26 protein-coding genes and 1 tRNA gene are annotated in these 23,905 nt (G+C 51.1%); 9 read left to right on the top strand and 18 right to left on the bottom strand.

Annotated features, from left to right (window positions below):
* The 8 genes from CSR02_RS09980 to CSR02_RS09945 form a co-directional block, all read right to left on the bottom strand.
* The coding region (locus tag CSR02_RS09980; RefSeq protein WP_143225577.1) for a hypothetical protein at positions 1–1,172 on the bottom strand (1,172 nt) is incomplete at its 3' end.
* Positions 1,173–1,339: 167 nt separating this feature from the next.
* Positions 1,340–2,944 carry a DUF6538 domain-containing protein gene (locus tag CSR02_RS09975; RefSeq protein WP_143225576.1) on the bottom strand — a complete coding sequence of 535 codons (1,605 nt, stop codon included), beginning with the start codon at positions 2,942–2,944 and terminating at the stop codon, positions 1,340–1,342.
* 95 nt (positions 2,945–3,039) lie between these two features.
* A tRNA-Leu gene (locus tag CSR02_RS09970) sits at positions 3,040–3,126 on the bottom strand.
* A gap of 72 nt (positions 3,127–3,198) precedes the next feature.
* The gene (locus CSR02_RS09965) at positions 3,199–3,876 is read right to left on the bottom strand and encodes a M48 family metallopeptidase (protein WP_099541544.1); all 678 of its coding nucleotides are present in this window, start codon (positions 3,874–3,876) and stop codon (positions 3,199–3,201) included.
* A gap of 65 nt (positions 3,877–3,941) precedes the next feature.
* The gene (locus CSR02_RS09960) at positions 3,942–4,397 is read right to left on the bottom strand and encodes a YcgN family cysteine cluster protein (protein ID WP_042786290.1); all 456 of its coding nucleotides are present in this window, start codon (positions 4,395–4,397) and stop codon (positions 3,942–3,944) included.
* Positions 4,394–4,816 (bottom strand): spermidine/putrescine ABC transporter permease, encoded by a 423-nt coding sequence (locus CSR02_RS09955; protein ID WP_244176927.1) that lies wholly within the window; start codon positions 4,814–4,816, stop codon positions 4,394–4,396. The genes CSR02_RS09960 and CSR02_RS09955 overlap by 4 nt, the downstream gene beginning before the upstream one ends.
* Entirely contained in the window at positions 4,813–5,919 is a 1,107-nt protein-coding gene (locus CSR02_RS09950; RefSeq protein ID WP_099541538.1) for an extracellular solute-binding protein, read from the bottom strand. The genes CSR02_RS09955 and CSR02_RS09950 overlap by 4 nt, the downstream gene beginning before the upstream one ends.
* A gap of 35 nt (positions 5,920–5,954) precedes the next feature.
* On the bottom strand, positions 5,955–7,070 hold the full coding sequence (locus CSR02_RS09945; protein ID WP_099541537.1) for an ATP-binding cassette domain-containing protein: 1,116 nt from the start codon (positions 7,068–7,070) through the stop codon (positions 5,955–5,957).
* Between the two features lie 73 nt (positions 7,071–7,143).
* On the opposite strand from CSR02_RS09945, the gene CSR02_RS09940 reads away from it, so the two are divergent.
* From CSR02_RS09940 to CSR02_RS09910, 7 genes are all read left to right on the top strand, one after another.
* Positions 7,144–7,446, top strand: a complete 303-nt coding sequence (locus CSR02_RS09940; RefSeq protein ID WP_042786286.1) for a hypothetical protein — start codon at positions 7,144–7,146, stop codon at positions 7,444–7,446.
* 38 nt (positions 7,447–7,484) lie between these two features.
* A complete protein-coding gene (locus CSR02_RS09935) occupies positions 7,485–7,910 on the top strand; it encodes a phage holin family protein (RefSeq protein ID WP_099541536.1) in 426 nt (141 codons plus the stop codon).
* Between the two features lie 133 nt (positions 7,911–8,043).
* Entirely contained in the window at positions 8,044–8,538 is a 495-nt protein-coding gene (locus CSR02_RS09930) for a MarR family winged helix-turn-helix transcriptional regulator (protein ID WP_099541535.1), read from the top strand.
* Positions 8,539–8,560: 22 nt separating this feature from the next.
* Entirely contained in the window at positions 8,561–8,755 is a 195-nt protein-coding gene (locus tag CSR02_RS09925; RefSeq protein ID WP_042786284.1) for a DUF1656 domain-containing protein, read from the top strand.
* Positions 8,756–8,781: 26 nt separating this feature from the next.
* A complete protein-coding gene (locus tag CSR02_RS09920) occupies positions 8,782–9,693 on the top strand; it encodes an HlyD family efflux transporter periplasmic adaptor subunit (RefSeq protein ID WP_042786283.1) in 912 nt (303 codons plus the stop codon).
* A 9-nt stretch (positions 9,694–9,702) separates the two neighbouring features.
* Complete coding sequence (locus CSR02_RS09915) at positions 9,703–11,232, top strand: efflux transporter outer membrane subunit (protein WP_099541534.1); 1,530 nt, start codon at positions 9,703–9,705, stop codon at positions 11,230–11,232.
* Complete coding sequence (locus CSR02_RS09910) at positions 11,210–11,536, top strand: hypothetical protein (protein ID WP_244176925.1); 327 nt, start codon at positions 11,210–11,212, stop codon at positions 11,534–11,536. The genes CSR02_RS09915 and CSR02_RS09910 overlap by 23 nt, the downstream gene beginning before the upstream one ends.
* Positions 11,537–11,553: 17 nt before the next feature.
* Here CSR02_RS09910 and CSR02_RS09905 read toward each other — a convergent pair whose 3' ends face one another.
* The 7 genes from CSR02_RS09905 to hpnA all read right to left on the bottom strand — a co-directional run bounded on the left by CSR02_RS09905 (position 11,554) and on the right by hpnA (position 19,747).
* Complete coding sequence (locus CSR02_RS09905; protein WP_099541533.1) at positions 11,554–12,264, bottom strand: phosphorylase family protein; 711 nt, start codon at positions 12,262–12,264, stop codon at positions 11,554–11,556.
* Between the two features lie 3 nt (positions 12,265–12,267).
* Positions 12,268–14,238 (bottom strand): squalene--hopene cyclase, encoded by a 1,971-nt coding sequence (gene shc / locus CSR02_RS09900; protein ID WP_099541532.1) that lies wholly within the window; start codon positions 14,236–14,238, stop codon positions 12,268–12,270.
* A gap of 37 nt (positions 14,239–14,275) precedes the next feature.
* Positions 14,276–15,574, bottom strand: a complete 1,299-nt coding sequence (gene hpnE, locus CSR02_RS09895) for a hydroxysqualene dehydroxylase HpnE (RefSeq protein ID WP_099541531.1) — start codon at positions 15,572–15,574, stop codon at positions 14,276–14,278.
* 21 nt (positions 15,575–15,595) lie between these two features.
* Entirely contained in the window at positions 15,596–16,474 is an 879-nt protein-coding gene (gene hpnD, locus CSR02_RS09890; RefSeq protein ID WP_042786278.1) for a presqualene diphosphate synthase HpnD, read from the bottom strand.
* Positions 16,475–16,572: 98 nt separating this feature from the next.
* Positions 16,573–17,433 carry a squalene synthase HpnC gene (gene hpnC, locus CSR02_RS09885; RefSeq protein WP_042786277.1) on the bottom strand — a complete coding sequence of 287 codons (861 nt, stop codon included), beginning with the start codon at positions 17,431–17,433 and terminating at the stop codon, positions 16,573–16,575.
* A 111-nt stretch (positions 17,434–17,544) separates the two neighbouring features.
* Positions 17,545–18,741, bottom strand: a complete 1,197-nt coding sequence (locus CSR02_RS09880) for a glycosyltransferase (protein WP_099541530.1) — start codon at positions 18,739–18,741, stop codon at positions 17,545–17,547.
* A gap of 10 nt (positions 18,742–18,751) precedes the next feature.
* Positions 18,752–19,747, bottom strand: coding sequence for a hopanoid-associated sugar epimerase (gene hpnA, locus CSR02_RS09875; protein WP_099541529.1), 996 nt, complete (start codon positions 19,745–19,747; stop codon positions 18,752–18,754).
* A gap of 223 nt (positions 19,748–19,970) precedes the next feature.
* Here hpnA and CSR02_RS09870 point away from each other — a divergent pair, with 223 nt between their 5' ends.
* Positions 19,971–21,035, top strand: coding sequence for a lysylphosphatidylglycerol synthase domain-containing protein (locus CSR02_RS09870; protein ID WP_099541528.1), 1,065 nt, complete (start codon positions 19,971–19,973; stop codon positions 21,033–21,035).
* Positions 21,036–21,042: 7 nt separating this feature from the next.
* Entirely contained in the window at positions 21,043–21,924 is an 882-nt protein-coding gene (locus CSR02_RS09865; RefSeq protein ID WP_183172646.1) for a prephenate/arogenate dehydrogenase family protein, read from the top strand.
* 16 nt (positions 21,925–21,940) lie between these two features.
* Here CSR02_RS09865 and CSR02_RS09860 read toward each other — a convergent pair whose 3' ends face one another.
* The 3 genes from CSR02_RS09860 to CSR02_RS09850 all read right to left on the bottom strand — a co-directional run bounded on the left by CSR02_RS09860 (position 21,941) and on the right by CSR02_RS09850 (position 23,840).
* Complete coding sequence (locus CSR02_RS09860; protein WP_099541526.1) at positions 21,941–22,639, bottom strand: tetratricopeptide repeat protein; 699 nt, start codon at positions 22,637–22,639, stop codon at positions 21,941–21,943.
* 4 nt (positions 22,640–22,643) lie between these two features.
* Positions 22,644–22,769: a type B 50S ribosomal protein L36 gene (gene ykgO / locus CSR02_RS09855; RefSeq protein ID WP_003625637.1), complete on the bottom strand. Its 126-nt coding sequence runs from the start codon at positions 22,767–22,769 to the stop codon at positions 22,644–22,646.
* Positions 22,770–22,877: 108 nt separating this feature from the next.
* Positions 22,878–23,840: a hydrogen peroxide-inducible genes activator gene (locus CSR02_RS09850; RefSeq protein ID WP_099541543.1), complete on the bottom strand. Its 963-nt coding sequence runs from the start codon at positions 23,838–23,840 to the stop codon at positions 22,878–22,880.
* Positions 23,841–23,905: the final 65 nt, after the last annotated feature.

The raw sequence follows: 23,905 nt of genomic DNA, 5'->3' as shown, positions 1-23,905 counted from the left end.
ATTTCTTCACCAGATTCAACAATACGCACTACAGCAGATTGTGCCCAATGCTTTGCTTTTTTTTCATCTTGAATTTTTAAGCGTGTTGTATTCCTATGACTAATAGAACCTCTTTTTTCAGAAACAAGTCCCAAGGCACTGGCTAAATCCGCCATACCTCGGCGTCCAACTTTTCTTAAATTTCTGCTTATATTAGAACGGCTTACGGCACGTAATCCTGCCTGAATTTCAAGATGATCTAATTTTTCGTAAATGTTTTCGATAGATGATTTAGAATTTCGTTCTATCCATTTTAATTTTTCCTCTTCAACCCTTACATCTGTAACTTCCTGAATAGTCCTTTCATCACCTGTTATAATTTCCAAAGTTCCTAATTTTTGATGTTCTTCTATAATGGGTAAGATTGTATTTTTCGTTTCATCTGTGAATGTTTTGACTGTTTTGAAAGATTTTTGTAAATCACGAAAACCCTCATTTAAAAAGAATTTATAGGCGTTCAACTGGCTAAAGGAACGGCCATACTTTTTATGTGCTTGAGGGTAGGTTTTTAACTTCATGTTGTTAATAAGTTTTTGAAATTTATCAGTTTGTAATTTTACGAAATTATAATTAACACCGCAAAGATTCGCAATTTCATCACCAACCCAATGCGGTAACAATTTTACAGATTCAACAATATTTATTTCTGATGATTCCTTAATTGCATCAATTTTTTCTATAATGTCGTTAATTTCAAATTCTATATCTTGCTTAACAATGTTTCCAAATTCAAAAATTGAATCACACAAAACTGTATCTAATTTTAGAAGAACGGCAAAAGCGGGCCACCTGGAGTATTCGAACGCAACCAAATTAGGAAAATTGTTTTTTAATTTCCAAGCCCTGGCAGTCAAATTGTCGGGCTTTTGTTCTAATTTTTCCCTTAATATCAAAGGGTTCCCTTTTTCATCTGAAAGGAAATTAGTAATGATTTCAAGAGATTGATAATCGTAAAGAGAAATATCAAAATATTCTAAAATTTCAGATAATTTTTCTCCGCATGAATTTGCCAAAAAGTCTATGAACGAAAACATGCTAATAGCGTCATTATAAAGTAAGTGAAAATCCTCTTTATTAACGCCGTATCTTATTTCTAATTCATCTTTTTGATAATTTTCTGCATAATTTTCCATTTTCTTTAACTTTTTTCTTGTAATATCAGAAAATTATGCTATAATAAGGTTATCAGACATAAATAGCATAATCTTTAGATACAAATAGATTATAACATAAAATCTTACAGAATACAATATCCTGTAAGATTTTTTTTATGTCATATTCAGAAAATGGCAGAAAACTGCTATTTTAATAAACGCTTTATGTCAAAAAAATCAGGATATTGCACTGAATCAGCCACTTTTTTGAGATTTTCGACATCAACTTCATTAAAATAAATGGTTGAGCCAGCAGATTTATTGTTTCCTTCATGACCTAAAAAATCATCGATCCAACTTTCTCTTAATCCGCCTTCTCCTTTTTCATGAATATTTCTAAGTTTTGTAGATACGTTATGGCGAAAACTATGAAAATCAACGCCTCGTGGAATTTTCTTTCTCAATTTAAAGCGTGAAAACGCTTGCTGAAAGGCATCAGACCGTTTTTTATCTTTTCCAGAAAATCTTAGATCAGAAAATAGATAATATTGTTGTTTAGATTCTTGTGATCTGACGAATTCCAGAAAACCTGCATTCATCAATGTATCACAAATAGGAATAACTCGTTCACCTGCCTCTGTTTTCGGATTCCATTTTTCCCACGGCCTATTTTTTCTAGCTTTGTGATTTTGGACAATAATGCAGGAAATACCTCGGCTTTCTTTAATATCTTGAATGCGAATTCGGCAGATTTCTTCAAGTCGCATTCCTGCATATGCTCCAAGTCCAACGATAAAACTAAAGGTCTTTTTTGATATTGTAGGGCTGTTCCATGACGAATTCATGAGGGTTTCAAGCTGTTCTTCACTCCATTTAATACGTTTAATCTTTTGTTTTCCGATAAATTTCCAGCCACTAAATATATTAGAATTCACTAAATCACTAAGAAGATAATAACCCCATATGCTCGACAACCGAGCAAAATGGTTTTTGATTGTTTTATCAGAAATTTTTCCAAGTTTATGACGTTTACCATATTCAATTAATTCTAAAATTGTCCGCTTATCATTGCGTGATTTTCCATAATTTTCTGGCATTTTTGCCATTAATTCTTTGAATTGTCTGGCATCATCTCCTGTGTAATCTAATATTTCCTTATCTCCGATAGCTTCGATAAATCGCCTTACTGTATTCTTAAAACCGCGTTTTTCTGAATCATTCATATTTTCTTCATGTGCTTCCAGATATTTATCAGTAGCAACAGATAAGAGCGGGGTTTTTGGTTTTTCTGGTGGTTTTATCCATCCTTGAATCTGAGCAAAATGCTCTTGCATTTGCTTGATAGATTTGTATGCGTTGAAATCTTTATTATTTCTTGAGTATTCAATTACGGCGTCAAGTTCTGGCTTAGACTTTTCAACCATTTCTGTCAGATTTTTCAGACGTTCATAATCTTCCACTCGTTCAAGATAGTGTTCTGCTTTTGCCAGTCTGTATTGGTCTTTGATCGCTTTGATTTGCGATTCATACGATTCAATAATTTTTAATATAGCGTTTTTTACAAGATCGTCTCGAATATCGAGGCTATCGACTAAATCAGTAGCAGGTTCGTATAAATAGCTTTTCACTTTTTTCACAGACATAAAAAATTGACTTGTCAAGCCAAAAATAGCACATCCGCGAATTTTTGCTATTTCTTTATCGTGGGTTTCCAGAGTGTGCCAAATCTCATTTTTCCCCAAGATTCGCCGTAAATCTAGGGGAACCCAACGCCTGAGATGGTAGCCAGAGGACATTTTAACTAGCTTCATAAAACTATCCAAACTGTAGAAAGCCACCGTAGAAGATTAGTGGCTTTTGTTGTGGATAACTTCAGAAAAAGCTAATTAAAACAATAGCTTAGGTGTGGTGCGAACTGCGGGACTCGAACCCGCACGCCTTTTACAGGCTGGAGATTTTAAGTCTCCTGCGTCTACCATTCCGCCAAGTTCGCGCGCATGCAATGTTGCATTCAATATGGCTGAGGGTGGTTTTAGCATGGTTGCAGATAACCGCAACACCATGTTTATCGGATAGCTTGCAAAATAGAGCCAAAATGATGCAACCAGCGTTCTGCCTGCCGTCTATGTGGTGTTAATGTATCAACCAGTTTCCAGAATGCGGCACTGTGGTTCATATGTTGTAAATGGCTGAGTTCATGCGCAATTAAATAATGCCGAACAAAAAAGGGCGCCATAATTAAACGCCAGGAGAGCATGATACGCCCAGAAGATGAGCAACTGCCCCAACGGCTGGAAGTGTCACGAATGTCTAATCGTGCAGGTTGTAGCCCAGAAACCTGAGAGACATGGCGCATTTCTTCGATAAGAGTTTTGACAGCATGTTGTTTGATGAAATCTTCAACGCGACGCGGAAGAAAAGATGGATCTCCACTTACAAAAAGGCAATCATTTTCCAGCCATGCCCCGCCTTTGCGGTCAGGTGTATGTTGAATGGTATAGTTTTTATCTTGGATAGAAATAATACTGTTAGCGGCAAAGCGTGGTGTTTGCGTTAGTTTTTTAAGGCGTGGGATAATCCAATCTGTATGCTTGTGCACAAAATCTAAAGCCTGTGTGCAAGGAAAACCTTTTGGTAAAGTTATAACAACAGCATGATCTTTTGCAGAAATTCGTATGATACAACGTTTGGCTTTTGTAGAAATACGCCAGATTGTTTTTGCAGAACCATATCCTTCCAGCATGATATGGTCTGGCCATAAAGAATTTTCTTTGGAATTCAAGAAAACGTCTTTCCAAGCATGGATCTTTAAAGAGAGTCTATGGCAGGAAGACCGGGCCAATCGACGATATAATCTTCCAATGCGCCTGCGCGTCGCTCACTTATGCAACGTCCGGCGGCAGATTCCCCAGAATCAATAACGGATTGCGCTGTGTGTGTCAGGAGAGGATGCCATTCTGGCAAGTTCTTTCCTTCCGAAAGACGACGATAGGCACAATCAGGCGGTAACCAGTCCAAATCCGGAATCATTTGCGGTGTGAGGGTAATACAGTCCTGCACTTTGCGGTGACGTTGTGCGTAGTCTGTGCATTGGCAGGTTTTTACATCCAGAAGGCGGCAGGCAACAGAGGTGTAATGGAGTTCTTCCGTGTCATCATCACGTAGTTTGTGTAAACAGCAGCGTCCGCAGCCATCGCACAAACTTTCCCATTGCTCTGTGGTCATTTCTGTAAGAGGGGTTGTTTCCCAAAAAGGAGCTGTCATTGCGCGATGCCAAGAAAGAAGGAAAGAAAAAAGCTGAATACCAAAGATTTTTTAAGCAAAGGCCACAAAATAAGCCGCACACATGCGCCTTGATTGGCTCCTAGTTCCTGTGCTGTGGCTTCCCATGCTTCTGGCAGGGCTTCAAGTTTTGCCAATGGCCATAAAGCAAGCAGGGGGAGGCTTAAAGCGCCTTGTATAAAAGGCGTGTAGGATGTGGCCAGTACAGTAGGCAAGAAAATAGCAAGAACCGATGTTGGGATAAACAGCATAAAGAACGCTATATAAAAAATGCGTCCTGCATGTGTGGCAAACGCCAGTTTGAGTAAAGCAAGTGTTAGAACTATACTTGTGATGCTCAGGCAGATACCGCCCCATAAAAGAGAATAGGGCAGTGCAATTTGCAAGAAAAATGGGATCACTGACGTAACGCCCACTGTTCAAAGTGTTCAGCAATAATGTTGAGATGATTGATCCAGAAAATATCATCCACAACAAGCGGAGGAGCCAGATGGTGTAAGCTGCTATCCACAGCCATTTCCCTCATGGATGGGAGTGAGGGCCACGCATTGAAAAATGCCTGTTGTTGTTGGGGTTCATCAAGCCACGAGACAAAGCTGAGCGCTGCGGATGTTGTGGCGGAACTATGGGGCACGCCCCATCCATAACGCAATTGCAGGCGCTGTTGCCAGCAGATGCCAAAACGTCTGGTATTTGTATCTGTCGAGTTCAACATTTCTCCAGTAGGGGCCAGTCCCATAAGCGCTCCACCGCTTTTAAGGATTTGTCCAGCTTCTTCCGGAGTGGACCACCACACAATATAAGGGCGGAGCTGATCCAGCTTTTGAAAGGCGCGTATTAACCCATTTTGCGTATTGAGGGTGCGATACACCATTTCTGGTGGCACGCCATCGGCCAAAAGGGCAATTTCCAGTGTGGTGCGCGGGTCACGGCGCAAGCTGCGCCGTCCGGGGTGGCGCGCAACATCCCAAAAGTCAGCCCAGTTGGGTGGGGTGTCAAAGCGCGAGCTATCCCATGCAATGGCATAATCAATACTGGTTGAATAATTCGGTGCGGTTATATCTTCAGGCAAAGGGGCAAGCAGGCCCGCACTGCCTCCTATTGCCAGGCTACTGTTTTCCATCATAACGGCAGCCCAATGTTTGGGGTTGGTTTTTTCCTGCTGTTGCAAGCTTGTTAAAGAACCATCCCATCCTGATGTAAGAATGTGACGATGTGTTTGACGGGTGTACGCAGAGAAAAGAATTTTTTTCTGGATGTCACAAATGTTACCAGAGAATGTCAGCACTCGTAGGGGCTCAGAATGTGGAGGCGTGTGTTTGCGTGCCGGGCGCGCCAGAACGGGTGGGGTAAGAGAGAGCAAGCTACCGCTCAAGCCAGCCAGCAGGGCTTTCCGTCGGGAGATGAGCCCGGCAGAATGTGCACGTTTCTGGGATTGAGATGAGGAAGTCCCGCCGGAGCGACCGTGCAGGAAAGGAAAAGAAAACAGGATGACCTCGCGCATATAGTGCAGCCAGATGAAAACAGGTTACTTTAGCCTTATTTTGCATCCATCGGAAAGGCGATAGCGTTCTGGGGTTGCCAGGCCAATATAGCTTTGTTGCCAGGGCGCAGTTCACGCGGCAAATGCACCAGTGGTCGATGGGCTATAATTTCTGTTCCATCCAGAGTCCGAAACCGCATGGCAATAGCGTGCCCAATGTGGTGAGCAGAAACGAGTGTGCACGCCAGATCTGTTTTTTCTTCTGTTTCCATGCTGCCTGAGCGGGGGAATAGAACAGAAAGCCGGTCCGGTGGAATACAAATGCTGGCCAGATCATTTTCTTCCAGATTTTCATCTGCCATGGCTTCTACGGTTTCGCCGGTGGGCAAGCGTAATGTGGCAATATCATCTTCTATTAATAAGACCTTGGCGCTAAGGACATTTGCCTCTCCAAATTGCGCGGCTACGCTCAGACAGGCTGGACGATTCAGCAGCGTTGCAACATCTCCTACCTGTAACAGGGTTCCGTTCTCCATAATGCCGATCTGGTCTGCTGCCAGCATGCAGTTCTGCTTTTGCCGGGAAAGAAGCAGAATACTCAGGCCTACAGCATGGCGTAACCGGTCCAGAAACGTAAGGGTGTGCCGGATTGTGGGCTGGTCCATATTTTCAAAAGGTTGGTTAAGCACCAGAACATCAGGGTGTGTAATCAACCCGCGTGCCAGCTTTGTCCGAAAAGCCTGCGCGGCATCAAGTGTGCTGGCAGGCTGCATGCGCAGGGCTTCCAGCCCGGTTAAGGCCAGTATTTCTGATCCGCGATGTGTTATTTCAGCCTTATGGAGTGTGCCATTGGCACGAAGTGGCAGAAGAATATTGTCCCACACAGAAATATGAGGGAGCAGGGGGGTGTGAGGCCCAATTGTTGCCAGTTTTTTACGGCTTGATGGGCGTAGGTCACATGGTGTGCCGTTAATTTCTATCTGCCCCGCCGTGTATGGGCGTCTGCCAGCCAGTGTTTCTGCCAAATAGGTCAGATCCACATTGTCTGGCCCGATTCCCAGCATGGCTGTGCAGCTTCCGCTCGGTAAGGAAAAGGTGAGGGGCTGCGCATCGGGAAAGAACGCTAGATTGTGAAGTGCCAGCGCTGTGGATGAGCCATGCGTGGTCTGCATGCAACTATGTTCCTTTCCGTAGGTTAGAAGTAAAGTGCACTATATTTCAGGCAGGTAAATGGAGGTTTGTTTCATGTCTTCTGATAAAATCAAAGAAGTAAAAGCAGCAAGTGAAGCCGCTGCAGACACGGCGCGTGAGGAATTAGAAGCCGTAAAAGCGCATCTTGAACGCCTTGTAACCCAGCATTTGGTGCCTGCATTGGGCCGCGCGGGGGATAAAGCCGGCACGCTGAAGGAACAGGCGGTTGCCAATGCGCGCGAACTGGCAGATCATGCACACAGCGATCTTGCAAAGCATGAGCGTGGTGGCTCCTCCTGGTTGTCCATTGCCATTTCTGGCGTGGTGGGCTTTATCTTGGGGCGTCTGTCACGCTGACGCTATGCGTCATCTGAACAAAGGTAGCCTCGGAGCCCATGCGTATCTTTGATCTTGGTAAATCCGCCCTGAATGCTCAGTCCACTCTGATGCAACAGATGGCCATCCGATACGGCAAGCAGGCCGTATTGCTGGCAATGGCGGCAGTATTTGGACTATTTGCCCTGATTACAGGGCATGGGCTCCTTTGGGTGCTTTTTGTTTTTGTTGGCCATTTTGGCCCGGTAGGGGCGGCGTTTATGGTGTTTGGGCTGGATGTCTTTGGGGCTCTGGTCTGTCTGCTGTTTGGCCGTCGCTCTTACCTGACAGTTCAGGAAGTGGAAGCCCGTATTGCCCGTGACCGTAACATCACCCAAATGCGCGACTCCATGACCATGGCAGCTGTCACCGCAACGATGGCAACAGCTATGGGCCGCGGTGGATCTCGCAAAGTGTGGGACGTTGTACGGCGGAAAAAGGACTGAAACTGTCCAGTCTGGACAAAACCATAGGTTCCATTCCAAATTTGCATTGGCGCGTCGGATTTTTTCTGTAAATGATGGCGCTGTCTTTCGTGAGCGTGCGAATTGTTTGCACGCTTACTAGTGTGAGTAGGGAATGGAACCAAATCATCATCCCGTTATGGCCAATGAGACCCGCCGTTTCTTCGGATACCGGCTGGCGCGTCTTGCTGCGGTATGGCGGCGGGAGATTGATGCCGATTTGCGTGCCTTTGGCCTGACAGATGCCACTTGGCGCCCCATTTTCTATTTGAATTTCTCCAAAATTCCCATGCGCCAGACAGATCTGGCCCGTTCCCTCTCTCTGGAGGCCCCTTCGCTTGTCCGGCTTTTAGATGTGCTGGAAAAGCGCGGCTACGTGGTGCGTGAAACGGATGAGGAAGATCGTCGCTCCAAACTGGTAAGCATTACAGAGGAAGGGCGCAGTGTTGCAGCCCTTGTTAGCCGTGTGGCCGATGAAGTGACCGCCCGCCTGACAGAAGATGTTTCCACCAAAGAGCTGGAAGAATGCTGTGGCGTTCTTGACCGCGTTGAGCAAGCCGCCCAAAACCACCGGGACACCATTGGTGGTGATAAAAGAGGCATGCGATAATGCCAGTTGTCAGAACAATACCATGCTAACTGAATTCAATATATTTGGTGTTTTTATTGCACCTATTGTCGTGTACGCCCTAGCGGCGCTGCCGATAACAATGTTTGTTCGCTTCGTGCTGTGGTGGAGCGGCCTTTTGGGCTGGTTCTGGCATATCGCGTTGTTTGAAGTCTCGTTATACGTCAGTATCCTTTGCCTGCTGATCCTCTACGTCTGACCCGAAAAGGCTTTTGAGTCTCCGCAATGCCCCTTCTGCGCACCCTGATACGAGTTATTCTGACCCTTGCGGTCGTCTCACTGGCCATCGTTCTGGGGATTACCCTGTGGAACGTTTATATGATTGCACCCTGGACCCGCGATGGCCGTGTGCGTGTTTATGTCGTGGATGTGGCCCCCGAAGTTTCTGGCACAGTGGTGCAGATTCCTATCGTGGATAACCAGTTTGTCCATAAGGGTGATCCGCTGTTTGTGCTGGATCCGGTGCGCTTCCGTCTGGCTATCCGCGAGGCACAGGCCCGGCTTGATGGCGCGTTGGAAGACCTGAAGCTCAAACGCAATGATGCCCGGCGCCGTATGGGCCTGGGCGGCATTGTATCGGCCGAAGAACAGGAAGTCTTTAACTCCAATGTGGCCACACAGATTGCATCTGTTGATGCCGCACGCGCCGCCCTCGATGTGGCCAAACTGAACCTGCAGCGTTCGGTTCTGTATTCACCGGTGAATGGTTATGTCACCAACCTGAACCTGCGGGTGGGGGATTACGCTTCTGCCGGGCAGGCCCGTATGGCCGTTATCGATTCCGACTCCTACTGGGTTTACGGGTATTTTGAAGAAACAAAGATGTGGGGCGTGCATGTGGGTGATGAAGCCCGCGTGAAGCTGATGGGCTATAAGCCCATTCTGACAGGCCATGTTGTCAGCATTGCCCGCGGTATTAATGACACCAATGGCACACCGGATAAGCTGGGGCTGCAGGATGTGAACCCGATCTTTACATGGGTGCGTCTGGCGCAGCGTATTCCTGTCCGCATTCATATTGACCACGTGCCAGACAGTGTCACGCTGGCAGCAGGTATGACGGCAACTGTGAGCGTAGGCCCTGAACCCAGAGGCCGCCGCGGAAAGTTGACGACCTGGCTGCAAGATCATCTGTAAGCGCAGGACATGAGACAGAACATGAAGGGTCGTCGTCGCCTTGGGCTGTTTCTGGCAACATCCATGTTGTTGTCAGCCTGTACAGTAGGTCCAAATTATCAGCCAGACCGCATGAAGGTTCCGGCAGCGTTTAAGGAAACGGAGGAAGAAGAGCACCCCGCCACGCCAGAAGAGATTGAACGCACCAACAAGGAAATGACAGAGTGGTGGTCTTTGTTCAAAGACCCCATTCTGACGCGTCTGGTTGAGGATGCCATTAAAGGCAACTACGATCTGCAGATAGCCGGGCAGCGTATTCTGGCCGAACGGGCCATTCGTGATCGGTCTGCCGCGCAGTGGTATCCACAGATGGATGCCAATATGGGCGGTGGTGATGTGCGCTATTCCATCAACATTGATAACTGGCCCATTCGTCCAGGCAACCCTGCCAACCAGCCAGAAGCTTCTATGCTGACCTATGGTGTCATGGCTTCGTGGGAGTTGGATATGTTCGGGCGTATCCGCCGTGATGTGGAAGCGCATGAACATCAGGTGGAAGCGAATATTGAAGGCCGCCGCGCTTTGCTGATGGGGCTGCTATCCGAACTTGCATCCGATTATATGTTGTTGCGCGTGACGCAGCTTCAGATCAAGATTGCCACGGATAACATTCGCGTTGCCAAGGATGCGCTGGATCTGACCAACAAGCTGTATCTGGAAGGTGTGGGCAACACCTTGCAGATTGCACAGGCACAGGCAGAAATGGATGCGCAGATTGCTGCGCGTGAGCCACTTAAAACCCGTGTTTCACAGGTTACGCATGCCATTGCTGTGCTGCTGGGTAAAATGCCCGGTGAGCTGGAAGAAGAACTGAAGATTCCACGGCCTCTGCCAATCGTGCCGGAGTTCCCGGCCACATTGCCTTCAATTGTTATTGCCAATCGCCCGGATATCCGCATGGCAGAGCGGCAATATGCTGTTGCCACGGCCCAGATCGGGGTTGCCGTTGCCAACCTGTATCCACATTTTGTGGTGCCGCTTACCTTTAACCCCAATGCATCGGCTATGTATCAGGCGTTTCAGGCAAACGCCATGAGCTGGCAGTTCCTGCTGATGGCCAGCTTGCCTCTGATGCATGGTGGCAAGATGACGGCAGAAGTCCGTGCCGCGCAGGCTGCAGCAGAAGCCGCACGCCTGACATATCGCCAGACTGTGTTGCAAGGCTTTAAGGAAGTGGAAGATGCCATGGCAGCGTGGCATGATGATATAGAATATGCGGAACAACTGCATAAAGCCGCAGAAGACAGTGCAACAGCCAGTGAGCGTGCGCGTAAGCTTTACAGCGCAGGTCTGGTTGGCTTTCTGGAAGTGCTGACAACAGAGCGCACAACCTTGAACGCCCAGAATATGGAGGCTTTGGCCAAGCTGGAACGGTTGCGTGATGCGGTGAACTTGTACACAGCTTTGGGTGCAGGTTGGAAAGGGGTGGCCCTTACAAACACCACCTTGCCTGTTTCTCTGGAAACGCAGAACTTTCTTGCCCGTGCCTTCAAACAATAACCCCCCACAGCAAGGCGTTTTGGCATCGCCCTATGTCAGGCGCGTTCTGCTGGTTGCCGCTTTGTGGCTTGGCGGTTTTACGTTGATGTGTGTAACAGGCTGGCTGGCGGTTGCGCATAGCAGCTCGCAGGATAGCTGGGGGATGCTTGCTTTCCGCTGGGTTTTTCCGGTTATAGGGGCCGTAATACTTCTGTACGGGATTGTGCTACTTAATAAGCCTATAGGAAATGTTTGGGAAAATTTTGAGGCGTCCTCAGATGATGAGGACGCAGATGAAATTGTATCCAATATGGATGGGCGCTAAACAAACGCCCCGCTGGTTTAGCGTACAGCAAATTGCCTGAATGCAGGATTTTGCGCCTGTGCATTCAAAAAAGAGATCATGGCTTTACGTGCTAGGGCGGCATCCTGCCCCAGGCGTATCAATCCGCCAATCTGGGTGGGGTGGCGTAATACGTCACATATCAACCGGCCAATCTGCAAGCCACCTTCGGGGGAAAGAACGGTGCCTGCAATAGGGGGGAGCGAGCGCCCAGCCGGATCGCAGATTACCCTCAAAACAGCAAAAGGCAGCCCAGCTTCTTCTGCCGCTTTGGCCAGAAAACCGCTTTCCATATCCAATGCCGGACAATGAGACTGCGCAAAAAGCTGCGCCTTATGGGCTGCATCCATCACAACTGTATCGCTATGTAACAGAGTGCCTCCTCGTACACTCGGCTGATCTCCTCCCAGAATATGGCGTAGGGTGGGATCACATACGGCATCGGTTCCCCAGCAGGAAACCTTCTCCGGTATAATAATGGTGCCGGCAGAGAGCGCCGGGTCTAGCCCCGCAGCCAACCCGAAGGAGAGCAGGCAGTCAGCCCCACTAGAGACCAGTCTGGCAGCTTCGCGCTTTGCACCGCTCTGGGTGGCGCCACTGGTTGCAATGGCAGCATGTGGGAAAATGGTGCGGATAAGGCGTGCCTCCGCTTTCAACCCCACCAAAATGCCGGGGCGAGAGAGAGAAAGCGGCGCAGAAGCTGATATCATTATTTAAAACCCAAAGGATACGCGGCGGGTATTGCTGCTTTTAAGATTGCGATAACGGGCCAGAGCCATAAGGGGGAAAAACTGCTTATAACCGTGGTAACGGAGGTAAAAGACTTTGGGAAAACCAACAGCATTATAGGGGTCTTCATGCCATTCCCCGTTATCATCCTGCTGATCAGTCAACCACGCTACGCCACGTGTTACGGCCGGATCATCCCGACGGCCAGCAGCCATTAGCCCCAGAACAGCCCATGCGGTTTGTGAGGGCAGGCTTTCATTATATGTGCCGTGTGGGCCGCCTTCGTAAGATTCGCAACCTTCGCCCCAACCTCCATCTGCACGCTGAACAGAACGTAACCATTCTACGGCTTTCACCACGGCCGGATCATCGTGAGAAACACCGGCAGCATTAAGCGCGCAGAGTGCAGACCATGTACCGTAAATATAGTTTGTGCCCCATCGCCCAAACCAGGAGCCATCTTTTTCCTGTTCCTTGCGCAAATAGTCCAAACCACGGGCAATCACAGGCTCGTCTTCCGGATTTCGCAATTGGGCAAGAAAGGAGATACAGCGCGCAGTTACATCTGCTGTGGGCGGGTCCAGCAACGCACCATGATCTGCAAAGGGAATATGGTTGAGCACATCCTTATTATTGTCGATATCAAAAGCGCCCCAGCCGCCATTTGTGCTTTGCATCCCTACAATCCATGTGCGTGCACGTTCAATGGCGGCAGTATTTTCCGGGTTTTCCTCACGGTGCAGAAGCATGCCAACAACAGCTGTATCATCCACATCCGGGTAATAGTCATTGCCGTATTGAAAAGCCCAGCCGCCCGGAGAAAGGTTCGGTTTGCGTGTAGCCCAATCTCCTTTCACGCTCAGGATTTGCTTGCTACGCAGCCACGCAGAGGTTTTTTTCAGATCATCCAGCGTTTTTTGGGGTGCCACGCCATTGGGGCCAGCGGCGGCTTCAATCATGGCATGGCCTGCAAGCCCAGTATCCCAGATAGGGGAAACACAGGGCTGGCAATAGGCTTCATCATCTTTTTCAACAATAAGGCCCTGTACAGCTTCCCATGCTGTTTTTGCGCGGGAATCTTCATCCGGCACACCCAAGGCCCGATACATCATCACCACGTTGGCCATGGCCGGGTAAATGGCGCCCAGCCCATCTTTGCCGTTTAGGCGTGGTTCTATAAAATCCAGAGCTGCCTGAATGGCTCTTTTGTGTGTTTTTTCAGGAATAAACGGCACAAAAGGCCGCAAAACACTATCTAGCCCTTTAAAAACATAGCCCCAGCCAGAGCGATAAGGCCCTTGTATCCAGCTTTGTACTTTTTCCGGTGGAGTGACAAACAGTTCACGCACATGAATCTGGCGCGGGTTTGCTGCAACAGGGCGCAAGGCTGCCAACACCAGCAGCGGCGCAATAACCGTGCGGGACCAGTAAGACATATTCCATACGGAAAAAAAGGCTTTGGCAGGCAGCAGCATCAGCTCAACCGGCATCACGGGAGTGGCGCGCCACGGTACTTCCCCAAACAGCGCAAGTGTGACGCGGGTGAATACGTTTGAACATTCCGCGCCACCATGATTCAGAATGGCTTCGCGTGCACGCTGCATATGTGGGGCGCTTGTATCATCCCCAACAGCTTTTAAGGCAAAGTAGGCTTTTACAGTGGCGGAAAGGTCAAACTTGCCATTGTGGTAAAGGGGCCAGCCGCCGTGTTCTTCACTTTGGATACGGCGCAGATAGATGGCAATTTTTTGTTCCAGCGCATCATCAATCCTGTCCATGAAGTGCTCAAGCAGGATATATTCGGTAGGAATGGTGGCATCGGCTTCCAGCTCAAAAATCCAATGCCCATCGTCTTTTTGGGCTTGGGCAAGAGCTGTATGCGCAGCCAGAACCGCACGATCCAGAGCTTCTGGAGAAAGGTGTGTTTCGGAAAGAGCACTCCCATCGGCGGCCATGTCAGAAAATCCTTTCTGCGTCTGAGCATAAAGCAGTTTAGTGCGCGTGTTTCAGGCCCAGGGTATGAACAGCCTGCACGCCGGACCGCATGGCACCCTCAAGGGTTGCGGGCAGGCCGGTGTTTGTCCAGTCTCCTGCCAAAGCCAGATTTACCAAAGGTGTGGCTGGGCCGCAGCGCAGGCGGTTCTGTTCTGGTGTTGCGGCAAAGGTTGCGCGTTTTTCCCACACAATACGCTGGGCTGCCGGGGAGGCGGGCAGAGGTTGCTCCAAGACGGCATCGCAGGCTTGGCACACTTCCTGCCAGATGGTGCGGGCCAGATCATCCTGATTCTGCTCTGCATAGCGGTTGGCTGCACTTACGGTAACAGACAGAATGTTGCCACGCAGGAAAACCCATTCTGTTACGCCGCCAATCACTCCCATAAACCCACACTGTGCGAAAGACCCCTGCGGGATGGGACGTTCATCCAGCCGGAAATGCAGGTTCAGAATGCTTTCAAATTCGGTAGGAGCGGTTATGCCGGCAATCTTATCGGCCAACAAAGTGTGCGCTACAGGGGCCGGCACCGCCATGATGATGGAATCATCCGATCCTAGGGCAATGTTCTCTTCTGGCGTATGCAGGGTGGTAATGCGGCCACGTGCTTCTTCCACACCGGTAATGCGGCTTTGGGTGCGTACTTCCACATTCATGTCCTGTAGGTGCTTAAGAGCAGGATCTACCAAAGTTTCGGAAAGACCATCCTTGGCAAACCACGGGATACAGGCAGCTCCCCCAAGGGAGAGGGATTCACGAATAACGGCACCCAGTAGTGCAGCACTTCCGGTTTCTACAGGTGTATTGAGAGCAGAAATGGCAAATGGTTCCAGCAGTCTGCGGGCCAGAGCGCCGGGTAGCAGACAGTCTGCAACTGTTTCATTTTCCCCCGCGTGCATCAGGCGGTAGAGGCTACGCAGATCAGGCAGCCGCATATCTGGCACGCGCCGGTGCGGCTGAAACACCCACCACGGCATACGCCCGCGAGAGAGGTTTAACGTCCAGCGGGCATCCTCTGCCAGATCAACAAAGGGAAAGAGCGGAGCATGCGGGCCAGTTAATGTTTCCAGCGCGCCTGTAAGCCCCAGGTAACGGAAAACGGTTTTGTTGGCAGAAAGCAGCAGATGGTTGCCGTTATCAATCCGGCAGCCAAGCTGACGATCCATATAGGAGCGCGCACGCCCACCACAGGCACGGCCGGCTTCGTGCACAATAATGCGTGGGCCAGAGCCTGCGGCTTCTACTGCGGCAGCCAACCCAGCCATGCCCGCGCCTATAATATGCAAAGTGCCTGTCATCACCGTTTCCTTGCCGTAAGATCAGGGAAGATAAGAGCAGGCGAGCGTATAAACCTTGCCCACGGTTGAGCTTTCGGGCAACTGACGCAGCACATCAGGCCCCCACCCACGTTTGCGCAGGTTTTTCAGTACAGTTTCATAACTGGCACCCATAATGCGGGCGGGCAGCATGGTGCGGGGGCGGCAGAGCTTCATGGTGGCAAATGCCGTGGTGAAGTGGTCCTGCGCACGGGCAGCCATAATTTTTGTAACTTCCTGCAGCCCTGGTGCTGTCAGTGCTTTTATCGGATCATGCGGCACGTTAAACCGGTCCAGCAGATCAGATGGCAGATACAGGCGCCCGCGTGCGGCATCTTCGGGCAGATCACGCAAGATATTTGTCAGCTGCAGGGCGCGGCCCAGATGATAGGCAACCTTATTGCCCTCATCAGAACATTCACCAAAGATACGTACAGACAAACGGCCTACGGCTGCGGCCACGCGGTCACAATACAGATCCAGCGTTTTTTCATCTGGCGCCACAATGGGGCTGGCTGTGTCCATCAGCATGCCATCAATAATGGCATCAAAATCTGCCTGTTGCAGGGCAAAGAACGGAATGGCGGCCAGCAGAACGCGTTCCAGCGGTTCGGATGGTGTTTCCAGCCTGTCCTGATACAGGTGGGCAATCTTTTTATGCCATTCTTCCAGCGCTGCTGTGCGTTCTGCCAGCGGGTCCAGCCCATCAGCAATATCGTCCACCACACGGCAGAAAGCATAAATGGCGTACATGCCGTAGCGGCGCATGGGTGGCAGAATACGCATGCCGGCAGCAAAAGAGGTGCCCGCCTGTTTGACTGTACTTTCCACCCAGGCAAGATCAGCAGGATCACACCCAAGGGGGGTCGGCTCGTCATGCATCTGGATGTCTGGGGTTGTCACGCGCTTCTCACTTGTTGTTCAATTGTCAAAGGTATTTGGTCAGGCTCTTTTTACAGAAGTTCTGCCATTCGGAAAGGTCATGCCCATGCCCGCAGGGCCGCAATGGCTGCATGCATACCGTCTGCCCGGCGCAGGGCCACACGCCCTGCCAGCGGGTCTTCACGCCGCAGGCGGCGGGTCAGGCAATGTGCCAGCTCAACAATGGCGGCACATTCCATGCGGAATCGGCGGTCACGAATATGGGCAGCAAGGCCGGAAGCCTTCTGGTTCAAGGCTTCCACGCCATCCAACATGGTGTTGAAAACACGCCGCATTGCGGGGGAAGTGCTGCCGGCCAGCAGATCATTTTGCGATGTGCCGCAGTTTTGCATCAGGTCTGCCGGAATATAGCAGCGCTTCAGGCGTTTGAGATCACCTGCGCAATCCTGAAGATGGTTGAGGATTTGCAAGGATGTGCACAGCGCATCGGAAGGGGCAAAGGCTGCGGAAGATTCTTCGTGTAGGCCAATCAGATATCGACCGACCGGGTTGGCGGAATATCGGCAGTATTCCAGCAGATCATTCCATGTCTGATAGACGTGCCCGCGCGAATCGTCCCGGAAGGCAATCAGCAGATCTGTTGCAGTTTCAAAGGGTACATGCGTTTGCAAAAGTGAACGACGCAACGTGGCAGCGCTTTGGGCATCGGGCCGGTTAATGGGCTCACGCTTGCCAAGCAGAACGTCTTCCATTGCGTTCAGGCGTGTAATCTTGTCTTCAGGCGCAAGGGTTTCGCTGTCTGCAATGTCATCAATAACGCGGGCGTAATCATAATAGGCGTGCACATGTGGGCGCAGCCTCTTGCTGATTAACAGGGAGCCTACGGGAAAATTCTCATCTGACGCTCCCTTCCCGGATGAAACGTCTGCGGTTCCCCATACGCTGGTTGTGTTGGTCATGCCTGGCTCAATGTGATTGCGCGGTAAGGGCAGCCCCGTGATTTACATGAGGCCACCGGGAATGCCTATCCCTTAACTGCGCTCCTGCCCAGAGGGGAGGGGCAGATATATTCAGGCGCGGCGGCTTTTTTGCTCCATTGCACGCCCATCATTGGGGATGGCTTCTGTGTAGGCGCGGTCTTTCCATACCACACCTTTGCCGCGATGGTGGTTAAGGGCGGACCCAATGGTGGCGGCTGTATAAAACAGCGCGATAAAGGGCAGGGCCAAGGCCCATAAAGGGGAAAGCCTGAAGCGCAGAAGTGTAGGCACAAAAGCGCAAAGAGATACAATAAGTGTGGCAGCTCCAACCCATTGAGCAGGGCCGTGGGCCAGAAAAGTCAGGGCCAAGGGGGCAATCCATACCACAATCATGGCCAGTACGGTCAGAATCAGCAATGCTGGGGAGAAGCGTAGTTGCACATAGGCTGTGCGTGCAATCATGCGCCATATATCCCCTGCTGTTGGGTAGGGGCGGATAGATTTGGCCAGGCAGGAATGGCCCAGATAAAGGCGCCCCCCTGCCTGTTTGACGCAGCTTGCCAGTGTGCAGTCATCTATCAGTGCACCCCGCAGGGCTTCTATGCCGCCAATCTGGCGGAGCATATCGCGGCGGAGCAAAATGGTGCCCCCTGCGGCGCCCGCAGTTTTATCCTTGGGGTTATTCACCTTGGCGAAGGGATAAAGCAGCGTAAAAAAGAACACGAAAGCAGGCACCAAAGCGCGTTCAGCCAAGCTTTCGCATTGCAGTTCCACCATTTCAGAAACCATGTGCAGGCGGTCTGTCTGCGCCTTGGCAACCAGTGTGGAGACATGGGCAGGAGCATGAATAATGTCTGCATCTGTAAACAGCATGTAACCGCTGCCATCTGCACATTGGCGTTCTGCTTCTGCCACACCTTGGGCTACGGCCCACAATTTGCCACTCCACCCGGCAGATGGATCAGCCCCATCCACCACTGTCAGCCGTGCATGGGGGTCTGGCAAAGCGCGCGCCAGTTTTCCTGTTGCGTCCGTGCTGCGATCATTGACCAAAACAACGGAAAGGCGGCCCATGTAATCCTGCGCCAGTAGAGAAGACAGAGCTGGCTGGATGGATTCGGCCTCATTACGGGCCGGAACAACTACGGTAACATCTGGCGCAATATCCATACGCATCCGGTTTGTATCCGCCGGACGCAAAATGGGGCCCGCCTGCCAGAATCTTCCATGAAAAAATATCAGTCCGATCCAGATCGTGGCGCATAAAATAGCCAGAGCCAGTGTCACCGTAGCTCTCCTATTTCAGCATGCCATTATTGCGGAACCAGGTGATGGCATCTTCTACCGCCTTGCGCGCAGGGCGTGGGTTATACCCCAGCTCACGCTTGGCTTTATCGGATGAGAAGAACATTTTTTTGCGGGACATGGCCAACATCTCACGCGTAACACGTGGGTTGATGCCAAAGGAGCGGGAAAGCCATTCAGATATAATGGCTACAGGCCAGATGACTTCCTGCGGGAGGCGGATTTTGGGTGGTGGCACATGGGCAATTTCTGAAACCATGGCGAACAGATCTCGCAGCAGGTAATTTTCCCCACCCAGAATGTATTTTTCGCCAATTGTGCCGCGCTCTAATGCCAGTGCATGGCCTTCTGCCACATCATCTACATGCACAATGTTCACGCCTGTATCCACATAAGCGGGCATGCGGCCGGCTGCGCAATCCAGAATCATCTGCCCGGTGGGGGTGGGCTTGATGTCTCGCGGGCCAACAGGGGTGGAAGGGTTTACAATAACAGCCGGAAGCCTCTGGTCACGCACCAGTTGCAGCACTTCCTGTTCAGCCCGGTATTTGGAGCGCTTGTAAATGCCAATAACGGCATGTTCCTGCACTGGTGTGTTTTCATCCGCAATGGAGCCATCACCAATCAGGCCCAATGCGGCAACAGAGGAACAGTACACAATCTTTTCAACACCCGCAGCTTTGGCAGCCAGCATGAGCTGGCGCGTGCCTTCTACGTTTGCTGTCATCATGGGGGCGGGGTCTGGCACCCAGAGCCGGTAATCCGCAGCGACATGGAACACATAGCGGCAGCCTTCCACCGCGCGGGCAAAGGTTTCAGGGCGAGAGAGATCCCCATCCACCAGATCGGCAGGAATGTCTGCAATATTGCGTCTGTCGCTGCCTTCGCGCACCATCAGCCGCAGGGAATGCCCCCGTTCCAGCAGGGTGCGGGCTACGGCGGAACCAACAAAGCCTGTTGCGCCGGTAACGAGGGTATGGGCAGTCATGAAAATATACGCTCCCCCAGAGGTACGATACATAGAATAAAAGTGGTAAGGACGTTAATCCCGAACGGCAGGTCTGTTTCTTTATCCTGCTGTCCGAGGTGGCGCCAGACCCCGTGGTGGTGTAAGGGGACGAACCAATCACACACACACACCCTGATGCGCCTTTTGCTTTCTACCACATGGCAAAGGGCCTTGGGCGTGCTGGACAGACAGAGCTGGGGCCTTGAAGAAGCTTACGGTTTTTCTTACTTTTCTGGGGCTTGTGGCCGTTACGGCAGCAATGGCGTGGAGCGGATTTGATTCCGTTTTGCATGCTGTTATGCGTATTGGTCTGGGCGGCTTTCTTGTAATGGTATGCTGCCAGTTGCTGGTAGATGGCGTTCTGGGGCTGGCCTGGCATGCGGCTTTTCCCGAGCTGGGCTATTTCAGGCTGCTGTCCGCCCGTATGGTGCGCGATGCCGCCGCAACATGCCTGCCGTTTTCTCAGCTGGGCGGCATTGTTATCGGGATTCGGGCCACGTGCTCATCGCATGGTCTTTATAAAGGTGACACGCGTGAAGTGGCGTTGCCAGAGGCCGCATGCGCCAATTTGGTGGATATCACCACAGAAGTTATGGGGCAGGTGGCGTTTGTGCTGCTGGCTGTTGCTTTTCTGGTGGCGCATCAGCGGTCCAGCCCGTTTGTGGTGCCCGTGGCCTGCGGGGCGGTGTTTCTTATTGCAGGTACTATCGGGTTTATCTGGACACAGCGGCATGGTGGTAACCTGTTCCGTAAATTTGGTGGAACATTTACCCGCAGCCTTGCCGCCCAGTGGCACGAGAATCTGACGCAGGGCGCTGATGACCTGCAAGAACATCTGGAAGCTGCGTGGAGCCGCCCTTGGTATATTTTCCGCTCTGCGTTGTACCATTTTGTGGGCTGGCTGGGCAGCGCGGCTATGCTTTGGCTGACAGCGCGCTTTCTGGGGGCACATCTTACCTTTCCCAATGCCATTGCTGTGGAAGGGGTGACCTGCGCCATTATGTCTCTGGGTTTTCTGGTGCCGGGCAGCCTGGGTGTGCAGGAAGGGGCCTACATGGCGCTGGGGCATGCTTTTGGTATTGACCCATCAGTCTCGCTAGGGCTTTCCCTGCTGCGCCGCGGACGGGAGATTATTATTGGCATTCCTGTTCTGTTGGCATGGCAGTTCATGGAAATGCACGGTTTGCGTACTGATGACAAAGGTGATGAGGGCAAGGCGCCGTATCCTTCCACGTCTTCAGTCGTGAAGGATACCCACATTGGCTGAGGATACTGTGCCTGTTTTTGATACGCTGGTTGTTATCGGGCCTGGGCTTATTGGTTCTTCCGTGCTGCGCCGCGCACGTGCACAGGGCAATCTGGCCCGCCGGTTGATTGCTGTGGATCAGAACCCGGATGTATGTGCCCGTGTGGCTGAACTGGGCATTGCGGATGAAGTTACAACAGATGCCGCAGCCGCAGCCGCACAGGCAGATTGTGTTATGCTTTGTGTGCCCGTGGGTGCCATGGGGCCTGTGGCAGCCCAGGTTGTGCCGGCCATGAAGCCCGGCGCAGTGTTGACAGATGTGGGGTCTACCAAGGTTTCTGTTATTGAGGCCATTAGTCCTTCACTCCGGGCTGATGTGCCTTATGTGCCCACGCATCCTATGGCGGGCACGGAATTTTCTGGCCCGGATGCCGGGTTGGCAGATTTGTTTGAGAATCGCTGGTGCCTGATAACACCGCTGGACTGCACGACGACAGATGCGTTGGAAAAAATACGCACCCTGTGGGAACGCTGTGGTGCCCGTTTGCGGGAAATGACCCCAGCACATCATGATCGGGTATGCGCCATTGTCAGCCACTTGCCGCATTTGCTAGCCTTTACTATTTGCGGCACCGCAGATGACTTGGCGAGTGAAACCCGATCTGAAGTGTTGGATTTTGCTGCATCCGGGTTTCGGGATTTTACGCGTATAGCGGCATCAGACCCTATTATGTGGCGTGATATCTTTCTTTCTAACCGTGAAGCGCTGCTGGAGATGCTGGGCCGGTTTATGGAAGATGCGCAGGCCATGGCGCGTGCCATCCGCTGGGAAGATTCTGATTATATTGTGGATCGAATTGAACGGGGCCGCAAAATTCGTAAAAGCCTGATTGAGAATAAACAGGCTTAAAGGCCTGCTTTCTTTCTCAGGTGGGTTGCCCGTAAGCTTTGATGTGCAGGGCATCCAACCGTTTGTGGTTGCGGTCTGTCATGGGGCTGAGTTCCAGCACTTTTTCCCATGCCTTCAGGGCTGCTTTGCCATCGTTACGGTGTTCTTCCACACTTGCCAGCAGGCTCCAGCTTTCCACATCTAGCGGATCACGCTGCAAGGCTTCACCTATATCTGTAATGGCTCCTTTCAGGTCTCCTGCCACAAGGCGTATCTGGGCGCGTGTACGCCACAGAATGGCTTGGTCAGGCTGTAGGGCCAGAGCATCACTTATGTCTTCCACGGCATCATCTGGTTTATCGGTTGTCAGGTCTTTTTCTGCCCGACGGACCAAAAGCTGCGTAGTGGGGGAAAGTTTGGCAGAGCGGAGGGCTTCCAGTTTTTCTTGTACAGCATGGGCCTCTTCCGGCGTTTTGGCGTGCGCCAATGCTGTGGAAAGCTGTTTGATCTGCTCGGCAACGCTGTTGGAAGAATGCGCCGCTGTGTTGGCCTGTGTTGGGGCAACGGGAGCGGGGGATGTATTGGCCTGTTTGGTTTGTGCCCACCCTGTAGCCGGAAAGCCCAGAGTAATTGCGCAAAGGCTGACAAACAAAAACCCGTTTCTCCGGCAAGCGGAAAAACGGGTTTGACGCATGACATGCGTGTTCAACCAGCCAAAAAGGGCCGGATGACGCATGGAATTAGCCCTGACGGGCTTTCATGCGTGGGTTCTTCTTGTTGATAACATAAACCCGGCCGCGACGACGCACTACACGGCAGTCTTTATCGCGCACTTTGGCCGACTTCAGGCTGTTTCTGATTTTCATGGCCCGTTTTCTCCGCCGATGCTGATGGACGTACAAAATAAGTTGGCTCGGCACATACCGGCTGCGTGCTTCAGAGTCAATATTTCTCGCAGTTTTGGGCACATTTTCTCAGGATTGAGCTGTTTTTTCTGTTTTGCCTGTAGAGGATGTAGGGGGCGCAAGTGCCGCAAAGGTTGTGGTGAGTGTCTGAAAATCCTCTGCGCGGGGAGATCTCGGCCGCCATGCCAGCCCAATGGTGCGCCGTGCCAGATCACTGGTGAGTGGGCGCGCCACAAGGTTGTGCCCCTGCAAAATACCTGCGTGGATAGCCAGTTCCGGCATGATGGCAATGCCCAGCCCCAGTTCCACCATCTCTGCCATGGAGTGAAGGGACATGGCTGTAAAAGTGGAGTCGCTTTCTCCTTCAGAACCATTGCGGTTTGGGCTTTGGCGGCAGATAGCCAAAGTTTGATCGCGCAGGCAGTGGCCATCCTCCATCATGATCATGCTGTGTTCAGAAAGTTGAGAGGCTGGCACGGCAGCCAAGTCAGCAAAAGGATGGTCCGGCGGCATGATGACCCAGAAGGGGTCTTGCCATAAAGGATGCGTTTCTGTGCCGTCACACAGGCACGGCATGGCCAGAACAAGAATGTCTAACTGCCCCAGGGCCAGTTTTTCCAAAAGATGTTCTGTTGTGTCTTCCGTAATGGAAAGAAGCAGGCGTGGAAAATGTTCACGCAAGCTCCGCACAAGTTGCGGAATAAGAAAGGGCCCAATGGTAGGAATAATCCCGACTCGCAAAGGCCCTGTGAGCGGCGTGCGGGCTGCGGCAGCCAGTTGTGGCACGGCTTCTAGTGCGGCCAGCGCTTGCCGGGCTTTAATCGCAATTTCGTGGCCCAAAGGGGTAAAAACCACTTTTTTGCCCACTGTTCGGTCTAGCAGAGGGGCATCAAGCTGGCGCTCAAGGGCCATAATGCCAGCAGAAAGGGTGGATTGCGTGACTGCGCAGGCCGTTGCAGCCCGGCCAAAATGGCGCAGTTCTGAAAGAGTGATCAGGTAGCGTAATTGCTGGGCAGAAGGCAGCGGCAGCACGGTATGAATTCCTGATGCAGGTGTATCTGAAGGAGAAATGTTCGGCATTTCATCGAATGTTTCAA

The sequence above is a fragment of the Acetobacter pomorum genome (assembly GCF_002738225.1).
GTDB lineage: Bacteria > Pseudomonadota > Alphaproteobacteria > Acetobacterales > Acetobacteraceae > Acetobacter > Acetobacter pomorum.
The sequence above is the reverse complement of the archived record's forward strand: the minus strand, read 5'-3'. Positions and strand labels throughout refer to the sequence as shown.